Source organism: Bacillus sp. AFS017336 (assembly GCF_002555445.1).
Classification (GTDB): Bacteria; Bacillota; Bacilli; order Bacillales; family Bacillaceae_G; genus Gottfriedia.
Map to the genome: position 1 here is coordinate 1 of NZ_NUCO01000155.1, position 14,124 is coordinate 14,124.

The following is a 14,124-nucleotide window of genomic DNA, read 5'->3' on the forward strand; positions in this document are numbered from 1 at the left end:
GAGTGGAAAGACCAGGAAGTACAAACAGATCGGAAAGAACGGGAAATGCTGGCAGAGCAGGTAGAACTGGTAATACGAATAGATCTGGTAGAGGCGAAAGAAGCGAGAGTTTAGGTAGAACAAGAAACGATGGAAGATCTAGAAGTACAGGTAGTACACGTAGTACACGTAACGAAGGAAGATCTGGTGGGAGAGGTAGATAGTAAAGATAGGTAGTAAATAGTAATAGACACTCTGAAAAAGCGGTTTTAGGTGTCTTTTCCTTTCATTTGCTTTTTTTACCTTAAAACTGAATTAAACTAAATAGGTGATTTTATGACGCAAAATGGATTTCGAGAAGAAAAAGAGGTTCAGCAAATGGAGGATTTAAAAATCCTTATTGATGAAGCAAAGGAGTTTATCCAGTATGGAAAAGTAGCCAATTATATTCCTGCGCTTGCGAAGGCGAAGAAAAAGGATTTATCATTGGCCGTGTTTTTGCCTGATGGACGACATTTTGAAGCAGGTAATACGAGTACTCGATATACTTTGCAAAGTATATCGAAAGTGATTGCTTTAGCTTTGGTATTAATGGATCGAGGCGAGGATTATGTATTCGAACGAGTAGGGATGGAACCAACGGGTGATCCTTTTAATTCGATTGCGAAATTAGAGATTAGGTCTGCTGGTAAGCCATTAAATCCAATGATTAACGCTGGAGCATTGGCTGTTACAAGTATGATAAAAGGTCATAGTATTAATGATAGATTTCAGCGACTTTTAAACTTTATGAAAGTTTTAACAGGTAATAAAGATCTTTCTTACTCGAAAGAGGTTGCTGCATCAGAGTTTGAAACAGCACATCTGAACAGATCACTTTGTTACTTTATGAAAGAGCATGGCATTATTACTGAAGATGTCGAGTTGTTATTAGATTTATATACGAAGCAATGCTCAGTTGAAGTAAATTGTGTTGAATTGGCGAGGATTGGTCTTATTTTTGCTCTTGATGGATGGGATCCAATATCTAAAACACAGCTTATCCCTGAGAAAGTTGCAAAGATTTGTAATACATTTATGGTTACTTGTGGGATGTACAATGCATCAGGTGAGTTTGCCATTAAAGTGGGAATCCCAGCTAAAAGTGGAGTTTCTGGCGGTGTGATGGGTGCAGTGCCTCGTAGATTTGGAATCGGAGTTTATGGACCTTCACTTGATGAAAAGGGAAATAGCATAGCAGGTATAAAACTGTTAGAATTACTTGCTTCTAAATATAATTTAAGTATTTTTTAAACGTAAGGGGTTGTCTCATAAGTCAGGTTGTCTGACATAGGGGCACTCCTTTTTTATGATTTTGAGCTTAATGTCATGGATTAATAAAAACATGCGTTGTTGATTCAACACATTCCCATAAAATCACTGCTCTCACAAATTTAAGCTGTCTAAATAATCCTTTGAAATGTGAATATAAAGTCCCTAATTTCAACCGATTTTTCCCCTTCGACCTATTTTTTCTGAATCTGATCTTTAAAATTAGTCCTTAACTTTTCCCTTTTTTCGAATATTTTGTGTATAGTAGAGGTAGACGTAAAAAAGGGGATAGGAAAATGGACTCACTATTATTACTTTTTATTTTAGGAATCGGTGCAGCAGTGGTTGGAACGTTAGCAGGTGGTGGGGGATTAATTACACTTCCTATGATGATTTTTCTTGGAATTCCAATTCAAACGGGTATTGCTACAAATAAGTTTGCTTCAGGTTTAGGATCATTTAGTAGCATCCTTTATACAATTAAAAAGAGGGATTTTAAGCCATCTATCATTTTGCAATTTATACTTGTTTCTATAGTGGGTGGAGGAATTGGAGCATTTGTTACAAGTATGTTAAATGAACATGTGATGAATATAGTCGCATTAGTTTTATTAACTGGCTCGGTATGGTTAACGTTTGCAAGTAAAAAGTGGAACTATGAAACTAAGAATAAAAGCGGCGTGGAAAAGCAAACATTACTAGATAGAGGAATCTTAACTGGAATCGGCGTTTATGATGGGGGCTTTGGTCCAGGTTCATCAACATTTGCAATCTTGTATTTTATTAAAAAAGGGTTTACTTATGTAAATGCTGTTCAATTAGCTAGAGTATTAAATTTTGGTAGTTGTTTATCAGCGTTTGTCATTTTTTATATGACGGGCCACTTTCAATGGAAAATTGCTGTAACAATGGCAGCTGCTTCGATTCTTGGGAATCAGGTTGGATTAAGGTTTGCAGAATTCGTACCGATGAAGCTTGCCCGAATTCTTTTGATTTCAGTTTCTGTCTTGTTAATTGTTCAAGTAAGTTTGAAGTTATTTGTGTAAATGTGTGAAAGTCTGTGCGAATGTCCACAGACTTTTTATTTTTGTTGATAATTGAAGATTATTTCGTTAATGAATATACCTTGAAATTATTTTATCAACAAATTTGAATAATATATCAATAAAAACTATCAATATATCAACAAAAACTATCACTTTATCAACAAAGTTCACAGCTTTATCAATAAAGTACACAAAGTGTTCGTATTCTCCACAATATAGCAACATATTAATTCATCCACAGTATATAAAGGTGATTTTTACGCCTAAGTAGAATAGCATAAATAAACAATCGTTTAAGAGGTGAAGGTAATGAATCTGAAAGAATATAATTGGGTTAAAGAAAATCGTGAAACATTATTAAACTTTTGTAGTGAATTAAAGCAAGAGGATTTTGCTCGTAAATTAGATGGGTTCGGCTTTCAAAGTGTTAGAGAATCACTGCTGCATATGGCTGAATGTTATATTGCTTGGATTGGTTCGTTTATTTTATTAAAAACCAAAAAGCCAATTACGCCAAAGGAAAATATCGTAAATATTACTCTTGATGATATTAGATCAAGATTTGAACTAGCTGACTTATACCTAAATGAATTATTTAACATGCCGACTGATGACTTAAATAAACCGTTTGTTAGAACGATTCCTTGGAGAGATAATAATGAAGAAGTTTCCTTTACACCGATGAAATTGTTAATACATACAATTACACACGAATATCATCATAAAGGACAAATTGTCGCAATGGCTCGTCAAATGGGGTATATTCCACCTAATACAGATGTTTTAGGCACAGAGGATTAAGAGGAAATTTAGGTTAGAGGATTTTTTATCGTATGGCCGAGTGAACAAGAGGTTAAATTTTATAATAGAGATGGCTATAATCAATGTGATGAAGCAATGTAGTAGCGACTTAAAGCATAGGAGAATGATTGATGAATGATTTAGAAACAGCGTATATAGTCACCCCGTTAGGTATGTTGCGGATTGTTGGGAATGATCAAGGAGTAGCATATATTGATTTTGTTAAAGAAGAAAATGGTGAAATGAGTAAGATAGTTCCAATTGCTTTAAAGGATGCAGCAAATGAATTAAATGAATATTTCAATGGAAATCGAAAGGAATTTAGTATTCGATCAATTGCAAAAGGAACTCCTTTTCAGGAAAGTGTATGGAGGGAACTTGTTAAAGTAAAATATGGAGAAACAACTTCCTATGCCGATATTGCTAATCGAATAGGAAATCCAAAAGCGGTAAGAGCAGTTGCGAATGCAAATGCTAGAAATCCACTAAGTATCATCGTACCCTGCCATCGAATTATTGGATCAAATGGTAAGTTAACTGGTTATGCTGGGGGCTTATGGCGGAAAGAGTGGTTATTAAAAAGAGAACAAGGCATGAGAGTAGAAATTTAATAGAAAGAGCAGGAATTGTGGACTCTAATGTCCAAGTTCCTGCTCTTTATTATTCTTTCGGTTCTTTTTCGTCGATAATGTTTATTTCAATTTTTGGCTCGACTTCATCATCTATGATACTATCTGCGAATTTTGCTTTTTTCCTTAGCTTAATGATTCTAGATATATTAATAATCACTACTTTACAGATTGCGTATGTTGGTACAGCTAAAACCATGCCAAGTACACCTGCGAAGTTACCCGCAAATAATAATAGTAAAATAATCGTTAAAGGATGAATATTTAACTTTTTCCCCATTATATATGGTGAGATTAAATTTGAATCAATTTGTTGGACGATTAAAATCACTAATATTACGAATAAAGCTATTTTTGGAGAAATTAGTATAGCAACAATTACTGCAGGAGCTCCTCCGATAAATGGACCGAAGTATGGAATGATATTTGTAACAGCTGCAACTAAGGCTAAAATTAAAGCATTAGGTAATCCGATAATGCTGTATCCAATAAATGTTCCAATACCTACGAATATACAAACAATGGTTTGACCTTGAATGTAAGAGGCCAATGTTTCACTTGTTTCCTTAGCTATATGAATTGCTTCTTTCCTCAAACTTTGAGGTGAAAAACGAGACATTGCAGTAGGAAATTTATGACCGTCTTTAAACATATAAAACAATATAAATGGAACCGTTAAAATGATTAAAGTTACATTGCTAAGTATATTAAAAAATGCACCAATTCCACCCGTAATTCCACCAAGAAATACGATTGAGTAATCTGCAACTTTCTTTTCTAAATCTTTAATTTCAACATAGTTTTGGCTTCCTAACCACTTTTCTAATAATCCAATTTTATTTGTAGCTTTATTTACAATAGTTGGCATATTATTTACCAAATCTTTAAATTGATCGGTTAAAGTAGGGAATACATTAATGATAGATACTACTGCAATTAAGATTAATGCAAGGTAAAGAAGCAAAATACCGATCGAACGAGGCACCTTTTTACGCTCTAAAAAATCGACTATTGGTGCAAATAGGAAGTATAGGAAAATCGAGACAAGTATCGGTGCAAATAATGTACTAATTAAAATTGCAATTGGTTGAAATAAAAATGAAATCTTTGTTCCAACGAATAATACTAAGAATAACAATAGTATTTCGACCGTCCAAAATAATAACTTGGAGTTTTTAAACAATTAATAACCTCCTTTACGGTATTATGAATTTTATTAAATTAAAAACTTATGTATAAATACCATAATATAACAAAAAGAGATGCTTGTAAAAGCACCTCTTACTGATTTGGTTCAGTGATTGTTTTCATTGTACCTGTTTTATACTTATTATTAGTGTCAAAGCGGAGTAAATCTCCGTAAACAATATTATCTGAAAGAGTTAATTCTTTCTTTGCTTTATCGATTAGCAATTTCGATTCCTGATCGCTAAGTTCTACTTTTTCTGCAGTTTTTCGATTATAGAAAGTATTTGAGCCAGCTACATAATAATATTTACTTGTTACGAAACTTCCATCGCGGAAAACAATAAATTCTGTATATTCCGGGCTAAATAAATCTTTACCAAATTCGATATCTGATTTTGTATCTACACCTAAAAGGTGTAGAATAGTAGGTTTGACGTCGATTTGACCAGCAACCTTTGTAATTGTCTTACCTTTTTGTTGCTTAGGTAAATGAATAATAAATGGCGTACGTTGTAAATCCATATGATCATAAGGTGTTATTTCATCTTTACCTAAGAACTGAGCCATTGCACGATTGTGGTTTTCAGAAATTCCATAATGATCACCATACATAACAATAATCGTATTATCATAAAGACCTGATTTTTTCAGACCTTCAATAAAATCCTTAATTGCTTCATCCATATATCGTACAGTTGTTACATATCGATCAAGTGTTTCATCACCAGAGTTATATTGATCAATGAATTGATCTTTAGGATCAAGTACGAAAGGATAATGGTTTGATAGCGTTAAAAATCTAGAATAAAACGGTTGTTTCACTTGTGATAAAAGAGGAAGTGATTGGTCAAAGAAATCTACATCCTTTAATCCCCAGTTAACCGAATTTTCATCTGTAATATTATAATCTGATTCGTTAAAGTATCGGTCGTAGCCTAAAGAAGGGTACATTACATTTCGATTCCAGAAACTTTTATTATTTGCGTGGAATACAGCTGAATAATATCCTTGATCTTTTAAAATTTCAGGTGTAGCCATATATTCGTTGTTTGCGTGTGTGAAATAGACAGCACCACGATCTAATGGATATAGTGAGTTATCGATAATAAACTCAGCATCAGATGTTTTACCTTGACCTGTTTGATGGTAGAAGTGGTCAAAATAATAACTTTCTTTAATGTATTTATTTAAAAATGGTGTTATTTCTTTCCCATTAACCTTTGCACCAATTGTGAAATTTTGCATTGATTCTAATGAAATAACGATAACATTTTTGCCTTTATATTTTCCAAAAAGCTTTGCATCTGCTTTTACACCATTGCTATTTACATAGTTTTCGATTTCAGTTAATTTACTACTATCAGCAAAAGCCTTTTGTGTTGATGTTTTTGTTTGAAGTGAAAGATCATAACCTTGATATACATATAAACCAAGATTTTTTACAAGCATTTCTCGGTCAAATGATCGAGTAAGTAATTCAGGTCTTTCCATTTCAGCTAATCCTAAATTTAATACAGCAATAGCAATCGTGATTAAATAATAAGTTGACTTCATAAATGATGGTATTCGACCGCTGTTTGAAAATTTAGGAAATTTTTTTGAGATGAAATACAAGATCAAAATATCAATAAACATAAATATGATTTTAAAGCTTGCTAATTCTTTTACACTAGATCCTAAATCACCCATATTACTAGTTTGGAAAAGTACAGGTAAAGTTATGAAGTCATTAAAGAATCCATAAAATAAAACGTTTCCACATAAAAGTAAAGTTAAAATGAAATTTATTAGCAAGGCAATCGCATTACGTTTTTTCCCTTTGAAAAACAGGGCGATCCCTACTAGAAATAAAGAGGATGCTAATGGGCTAATAAATAATATTACATTTTGAAAGACTGTATCAATCTTTAAATCGAAACTAAAAAGAGTAACAATATACGTTTTTAGCCAAACTACTAACGCAACTAGTAATACGAATCGTACACGTGAAAATGTTGCTTTAAATGAAGTAGGCATAGTCTCTAATCCCCCTTAAATACAAAACAAACTAGCGTTCATTCAACTAGCTTTTCTTTAAATATGCATCTCTCTAAGTCGTCAAAATTTATCGTACTCCGTTTAAAATTAAAAATCAATAGGAAATACGATTTCGTTATGTAAATCCGTTCGACAAAATCTATTAAGTATATAAAAAAGAATAGGCTACTAGTAGGCCTATTCTTTTTTTCATTTTATGGACAACTTTATCAATCTATGCTTCTTAATAGTAATTTTTTTAACATCGGCTTTAATTGAACTCTTAAATCTTCAGCATCTGAGGCGATTAAATAATGGTGCTGATAAATATTTTTCATTAACTGCGATGTTTCTTCTTGATGTTCTTCTTCTTCAATGAAAGTACCAATTACTTCAATTCCAAGTTTTCTAGCTTGCTTAACTGCTTCATGGGTATCGATAATACCATCCTGGAAATAGTCTAGAGCTGAAGGTTCGCCATCTGTAAAAACAAGTAGAAATTTATGCTTTTCCGTTCGTTTAGCGAGCTCTTCTGAAACAACTCGAATCATTAATCCGTCACGATTATCTTCTTCTTCATGAAGCTGCATTATATTAGGACCAACTGAAGGGGATAAGGAGCTAGAAAACGGAATGACCTGATGCAATATATTTGGTTTATTTTCTTTAGATGCATTTGAAGCATCCTCCCAAAATCCACTAATACTATGCGAAATTTTTAATTGTTTTAATGTTTCATGGAATAGAATAACACTTTTTTTAACTTCATCCATTTTATTAAACATCGATCCTGAGCAATCAACTAGTAAATAAAAAACTGCATCTAATTCTTTCGATTCATTTTGTTTTTTATAAAACATTTTTGGATTTTCTTCTGTGAACAGTCGAATCCATTTTTTATTTAGTCTGCCATAGTACTTATCCGTTGGTGCATTTTGTTTATTCTCTAAAGATTTTTCAATCGTTTTTCTTAGTTCTTTAACATCTTTCGAGACCATTGCTGATAATGTAGAATACTGTTTCTTTTCACTTATTGTTTGTCCTGTTGCTTCGAGATGTTTTATTGATACATTGCTATTGTATTTGCCATAAGCATTTTGCTGTGAAGAGGATGAATTAGACACCTCATGTGATTCAGTTTGTTTTGATTTTTTATTCTCTCCTTGTTTAGAAGAACCGAATGCATTTGCTATTGCCTGATCACTAGCTTCTTCTTCTCTTGCAAAGTTTGCTTTAATAGAAGTTTTTGTTCCACTTTCTACTTCAAAGCGTAAAAAGTTATCGTCCGTTTCATTATTCTTACTTTCTCTATGCCAAGTTGATAATTTTTCATCTTCACTATTTCTTTCATCAAGACCATCTTGACTGTCATCATTTTGAAGTTCCTTAACTTGACTGTTACAAGAAGCAAGGTCAGTAAGTTTATTTAATGGAAGATAGCCAAAGTATGTGTGAATCATATCTTCCTTATAGATTGAAAGTAACCTCTGTTGCACTCTAAATATAATAGAAGAAATATCACTCGTCTTCTTAGCTTCAAACGTTTGAAAAAGGATTGGTAAAATATCCTCTAATTGTTCATTTGTATGATAAGTTAACTGTGAAGAGGTGAGTGAAAGATAGATTAAACAAAATAATTGATCTAAATGGAAATTACGGATCTCATTTGCTTTATATTGCGATTCAAAATAATGTCTATATATTCTTTTTCTCGTAGAAAATAATTGTCTTGTACCCGGTCTTTGGCGAATAATTAGTTCTTCTAATCGGATATCTTCGAGTAGGACGTAAAGTTGTGTAAAAAAGCTTTTTAAATGAGTTTCGTGTAATTCCTTAAGGACATCCTTAAATTCAGTAAAATCGGTATAATGCTTATTACCTAATGCTTTTAAGTACACGTCTGATTTTAGGCCCTGTAACTGTGTGTTATGTTCCTGAGTATCCCAAAAATGACTTATCGTAAATTTTTGTTCTTCATCGTCATAATAAGCCTGAAAATCAAATTCTAAAAATGCATTTTGATTTTTTGAAAGAGAGATCGATAAATTTTCCATTTGAAGAAATGTGGATGCATCGATTTTTTTATTATTAAAAATGATTTGTTTCATATTTTAATCTCACTCATTTCAAGAAAGAAAATAACTTTCTGCTAATTCTCTAACAGTTTCACGCTCGATATCATCACTTAATTTCGCGATAATAGTACGTTCAATTGCTCTAAGTACTGGAATATGAACTGATAAATCACATGCGTCAAGTACACCACGAATACTAGCTGCATCTTCACTAATTCTTCCTTCACTAGCCAATGGAATTAAATCACTTGAAAAACTAGTGAACTTTTTCAATAGCTCTTCGTCTTTTAACTCAGACTCATCTTTTAATAATTGAAATAAAGACTCACCATTTATATAAGGAACATCAATAATAATGAAACGGTTTTTTAAAGCTTCATTTAATTCACTTGTCCCTACGTATCCTTCATTAATTGCTGCGATTACTCTAAAGTTTTCATCACCTTTTACTACTTCTTGAGTAAATGGGTTTGTAATCATTTTTCGATAATCAAGTGCACCGTGTAATAATGGCAATGTTTCTGGTTTAGCCATATTGATTTCATCGATATATAAAATATGACCCTTTTTCATTGCCTTCATTAATGGTCCATCAATAAATACAACTTCAGATCCATTTGTATTTGAAGCAATTGTGTTATATCCGACAATCCCTTCTATATCTAAATCAACTGAACAATTTATGCTGTGCATTGGTTGATAAAGTAATTTTGAAAGAGTTTCTGCTAGAACTGTTTTACCACTTCCAGTTGGACCCTTTAATAGTATATTTTTACCGAGTAGAAGAGCGGTTATTGCATCTTCTAAAATCGTTTTGTCTTGGGAAACGTATTGTTTTGTTCCAATTAATAGTTGGTCTTCTTTTAGTACCTTTTGAATGTGTTCATTGTATATAAAATTTAATTTTTCTTTAATAGAACTAGAAAGATTTAGTTGTGTATTCATAATTACTCCTTTAATTAAACAGTGTTCAATATGTGAATTGATTCATTTTTGTACTAACCATCATATTATCGCATATCAAGATTGTGAATGTCTTGTCCACAATTTTTATTGAAATTTGGTAATACAGATTCTATCTATTGAGTATAACAGTTTGTGGAATAACAGGAAAGTTTTCAGAATGAATTACTATATATATGAAACAACTGTAATTAAGTGGAAAGTATCTAATTGTTTATATTATTAAGTTTTAGACTACTTTGTTCAATGTTTCACAATATGTTCAAAAAGTATGTAAAAGATTTAGTAAATCGTATGATAAATTAAACATGTAATCTGTTATATACCTAATTAACTTTCTGTATTACATGCAGAAGAGGAGGAGTAATACGATGGAACAATGGAGACAATTTGAAACTGGACGCTGGGAAAAAATGATTGATGTAAGAGACTTTATTCAAAAAAACTTTAAATCTTATGTTGGTGATGATTCATTTCTTGTCGGGCCAACTGATGCAACTAACAAACTTTGGGATATAGTACTTAATTTATCTAAAGAAGAACGCCAAAATGGCGGAGTTCTAGATATGGATACGAAGATTGTATCTACAATCACTTCACATGAACCAGGCTATTTAGAAAAAGAATTAGAACAAATTGTTGGTTTCCAAACAGATAAACCTTTCAAACGATCACTACAACCATTTGGTGGGATCCGAATGGCTGAAGCAGCATGTGAATCTTATGGATATAAAGTTGATGATGAAATAAGTAAAGTATTTTTGGAATATCGAAAAACACATAACCAAGGTGTATTTGACGCTTACACGGCAGAGATGAAAGCAGCAAGACGTTCTGGCGTTATTACTGGACTACCTGATGCATATGGCCGTGGGCGAATAATAGGTGACTATAGAAGAGTAGCATTATATGGTGTAGATCGATTGATTAAAGATAAAATGAACGCTTTAAATATAACGACAAATGTTATGTCTGAAGAGGTTATTCGAGATCGTGAAGAATTAAATGAACAAATTCGTGCTCTAAAAGAATTAAAGCAAATGGCTGAGACGCATGGTTTTGATATTTCTAAACCTGCAACAAATTCAAAAGAAGCTTTCCAATGGTTATATTTTGGTTATTTAGCAGCGATAAAAGAACAAAATGGAGCTGCGATGAGCTTAGGCCGCGTATCAACATTTTTAGATATATATATTGAACGTGACATTGAAGAAAATACAATGACTGAACAAGAAGCACAAGAGCTAGTTGATCACTTTGTCATGAAACTTCGATTAGTTAAATTTGCTCGTACACCGGATTATAATGAATTATTTTCAGGGGATCCAACTTGGGTTACTGAATCAATTGGTGGAATAGGAATGGATGGACGCCCACTTGTAACGAAAAATTCATTCCGCTTTTTAAATACATTAGATAATTTAGGGCCAGCTCCAGAGCCAAACTTAACAGTACTTTGGTCAGCACAATTACCAGTAGGCTTTAAGCAATATTGCGCTAAAATGTCAATTAAAACTAGTTCAATTCAATATGAAAATGATGATATCATGCGTCCTGATTATGGCGATGACTACGGCATTGCATGTTGTGTTTCTGCAATGACAATTGGTAAACAAATGCAGTTCTTCGGTGCTAGAGCAAATCTTGCAAAAGCGTTATTATATGCAATTAATGGTGGTGTAGATGAAAAATCAAAAGTACAAGTGGCACCAATGTATGCTCCAATTACAACTGAATATCTTGAATACGAAGAAGTAAAAATGAAGTTTGATGTTTTATTGGATTGGTTAGCAGGACTATATGTTAATACGTTAAATTGTATCCACTATATGCATGATAAATATAGTTATGAGCGTATTGAAATGGCACTACATGATGCAACTATTAAACGAACAATGGCTACAGGTATTGCAGGATTGTCAGTATGTGCAGATTCATTATCAGCTATTAAACATTCTAAAGTTAAAACGATTCGTGATGAAAACGGAATTGTCGTTGATTTTGAAATTGAGGGAGACTATCCAAAATACGGAAATAACGATGATCGAGTAGATGATATTGCTGTTGACCTTGTTGAACGATTTATGGCAAAAGTAAGAAAGCATAAAACTTATCGTAATTCTATTCATACAACATCGGTGCTAACGATCACGTCTAATGTTGTATACGGTAAAAAGACAGGTAATACACCTGATGGACGAAAAGCTGGCGAACCATTTGCTCCAGGTGCCAACCCATTACACGGACGCGATACAAATGGAGCGCTAGCATCATTAAGTTCTGTAGCAAAATTACCTTACGAAGATGCGCAAGATGGAATTTCTAATACGTTCTCAATTGTTCCAAAAGCATTAGGCAAAGATGAAACAACACAAATATTAAACTTAGTAGCAATGTTAGATGGATATACAGAAAAAGGTGGACATCACTTAAATGTAAATGTATTCAATAGAGAAACATTAATGGATGCAATGGAACATCCAGAAGAATATCCACAGTTAACGATCAGAGTCTCTGGCTATGCAGTTAACTTTATAAAACTAACTAGAGAACAGCAAATCGATGTCATAAACAGAACTTTCCACGGTTCTATGTAAAATTGCTTCAGTAATGCTTTTTGCCTGGTGAAGTTAAATCTTCACTAGGCTTTCATTTTTTAATTCTTACTTATTAGCTGGGATTGTTTTCAGTTAGATACTAATTAAAGAGGTGATTGGCAAATGATTTCAGGAAATATACATTCAATTGAAACTTGCGGTACTGTCGATGGACCAGGTCTTAGATATGTAATCTTTACTCAAGGATGTTTATTAAGATGTCAATATTGTCATAACGCGGATACTTGGAAGATTGGTTCTGGGAAAGAAATGTCAGTAGAGCAACTTATGAAAGATATTAAGACGTATCTTCCTTTTATGAAATCATCTGGTGGTGGGGTTACGGTTAGTGGTGGCGAACCTTTACTACAATTAGATTTTCTGTTAGAAATGTTTAAATCTTGTAAGAAAAATGGTATTCACACAACAATTGATAGCTCTGGTGGTTGCTTCAGCACTGAACCGAATTTTCTTTCAAAATTAGATGAAGTATTAGAGTATACAGATTTAGTTTTGTTAGATTTAAAACATGTTGATGAAAAAAAACATATAAAGCTGACTGGTAAATCAAATGAACAGATTAAAGCTTTTGCAAAATACTTGGACAAGAAAAAAACTCCAGTTTGGATTCGCCATGTTTTAGTTCCTGGCATTACAGATTCAGAAGAAGATTTAATAAACTTAGGTTGCTTCATTAATACATTAGGCAACGTAGAAAAAATCGAAATTTTACCATATCATCAATTAGGTGTTTATAAATGGGAAGCATTAGGATTAAAGTATCCATTAAAAGATATTCAACCACCAACTGAAGAAAGTGTTAATCATGCATATCAGTTATTAACGAACCCAAAAGTATTACAAAGCTGTTAATATAAATAGATCACAGCGAGACAACGAAGTAAGCGTGCAGTCGTCAAAAGTTTTAAGCTAACCATTTTTCAATTTGGTTAGCTTTTTATTAATTATTTAGACATTTGACTAAAATAAATTTGACATTCATGAATATAATGAAAAATAGTTGTTTTTTAAAGGGTGTGTTTTATGAAAGAGTTTCGATTTTCATGGTATGTATTTCGTGATAATGAAGTTGAAGTAGTGGGGGGAAGTTTTGTACGAGGAGAAAAAATTGAAGACGAGATGAATCGAATTATACAGAAGCTTAGTAAAGAATATTATGTTAGACCATCGTCTGTTTTGATCATCGAATCAAGTGAGATTAAATAAGAAAATGATTTTTTTAAAATAGTTGTTTATATGTGGGAAAACTAACCGGTAAAATAGTTGAAAAAAGTTATATTACAAAAATAAAAAAAGGCTTTATTAAAAAGCCTTTTTGAAAAAAGTTATTTACCTACTCCATTATAATTCGTATAACCTGCGGCGCGGTCAGCGCGTTTAAATTCTTTTGCATATAATACTTCTTGAGTAGAACTTAAATTACGTCTTGTTTTATCTTTTCGTTTTTCCACAAAAAACACCTCGCTAAGTTATAAAATCCTTAGTAAGTCTATCCATT

At 32.5% G+C, this 14,124-nt stretch carries 12 protein-coding genes and 1 pseudogene; 8 read left to right on the forward strand and 5 right to left on the reverse strand.

The annotated features are described in order from the left end of the window. From CN601_RS27200 to CN601_RS25905, 5 genes and pseudogenes are all read left to right on the forward strand, one after another. A pseudogene (locus CN601_RS27200) lies at positions 1–203 on the forward strand (collagen-like protein); the annotation flags it as partial. A gap of 112 nt (positions 204–315) precedes the next feature. Beyond that, positions 316–1,272 carry a glutaminase A gene (glsA, locus tag CN601_RS25890; RefSeq protein WP_257131822.1) on the forward strand — a complete coding sequence of 319 codons (957 nt, stop codon included), beginning with the start codon at positions 316–318 and terminating at the stop codon, positions 1,270–1,272. Between the two features lie 314 nt (positions 1,273–1,586). Next, positions 1,587–2,336 (forward strand): sulfite exporter TauE/SafE family protein, encoded by a 750-nt coding sequence (locus tag CN601_RS25895; protein WP_098172805.1) that lies wholly within the window; start codon positions 1,587–1,589, stop codon positions 2,334–2,336. A 309-nt stretch (positions 2,337–2,645) separates the two neighbouring features. Beyond that, positions 2,646–3,137 carry a DinB family protein gene (locus tag CN601_RS25900; protein WP_098172806.1) on the forward strand — a complete coding sequence of 164 codons (492 nt, stop codon included), beginning with the start codon at positions 2,646–2,648 and terminating at the stop codon, positions 3,135–3,137. 131 nt (positions 3,138–3,268) lie between these two features. Beyond that, positions 3,269–3,748, forward strand: coding sequence for a methylated-DNA--[protein]-cysteine S-methyltransferase (locus CN601_RS25905; protein WP_098121543.1), 480 nt, complete (start codon positions 3,269–3,271; stop codon positions 3,746–3,748). A 49-nt stretch (positions 3,749–3,797) separates the two neighbouring features. On the opposite strand, the gene CN601_RS25910 is transcribed toward CN601_RS25905, so the two are convergent. From CN601_RS25910 to CN601_RS25925, 4 genes are all read right to left on the reverse strand, one after another. Further along, entirely contained in the window at positions 3,798–4,949 is a 1,152-nt protein-coding gene (locus tag CN601_RS25910; protein WP_098121542.1) for an AI-2E family transporter, read from the reverse strand. A gap of 98 nt (positions 4,950–5,047) precedes the next feature. Further along, positions 5,048–6,970, reverse strand: a complete 1,923-nt coding sequence (locus CN601_RS25915; protein WP_098121541.1) for an LTA synthase family protein — start codon at positions 6,968–6,970, stop codon at positions 5,048–5,050. A gap of 230 nt (positions 6,971–7,200) precedes the next feature. Continuing rightward, a complete protein-coding gene (locus CN601_RS25920) occupies positions 7,201–9,078 on the reverse strand; it encodes a vWA domain-containing protein (RefSeq protein ID WP_098172807.1) in 1,878 nt (625 codons plus the stop codon). 18 nt (positions 9,079–9,096) lie between these two features. Further along, positions 9,097–9,990: an ATP-binding protein gene (locus CN601_RS25925; protein WP_098172808.1), complete on the reverse strand. Its 894-nt coding sequence runs from the start codon at positions 9,988–9,990 to the stop codon at positions 9,097–9,099. A 389-nt stretch (positions 9,991–10,379) separates the two neighbouring features. On the opposite strand from CN601_RS25925, the gene pflB reads away from it, so the two are divergent. The 3 genes from pflB (at position 10,380) to CN601_RS25940 (ending at position 13,832) form a co-directional block, all read left to right on the forward strand. Beyond that, a complete protein-coding gene (gene pflB, locus CN601_RS25930; protein ID WP_373605014.1) occupies positions 10,380–12,605 on the forward strand; it encodes a formate C-acetyltransferase in 2,226 nt (741 codons plus the stop codon). A 123-nt stretch (positions 12,606–12,728) separates the two neighbouring features. After that, on the forward strand, positions 12,729–13,478 hold the full coding sequence (pflA, locus tag CN601_RS25935; protein WP_098121537.1) for a pyruvate formate-lyase-activating protein: 750 nt from the start codon (positions 12,729–12,731) through the stop codon (positions 13,476–13,478). 171 nt (positions 13,479–13,649) lie between these two features. Beyond that, complete coding sequence (locus tag CN601_RS25940; RefSeq protein ID WP_098121536.1) at positions 13,650–13,832, forward strand: hypothetical protein; 183 nt, start codon at positions 13,650–13,652, stop codon at positions 13,830–13,832. Positions 13,833–13,951: 119 nt separating this feature from the next. On the opposite strand, the gene CN601_RS25945 is transcribed toward CN601_RS25940, so the two are convergent. Continuing rightward, positions 13,952–14,077, reverse strand: coding sequence for a YfhE family protein (locus CN601_RS25945; protein ID WP_098121535.1), 126 nt, complete (start codon positions 14,075–14,077; stop codon positions 13,952–13,954). Between the last annotated feature and the right edge of the window lie 47 nt (positions 14,078–14,124).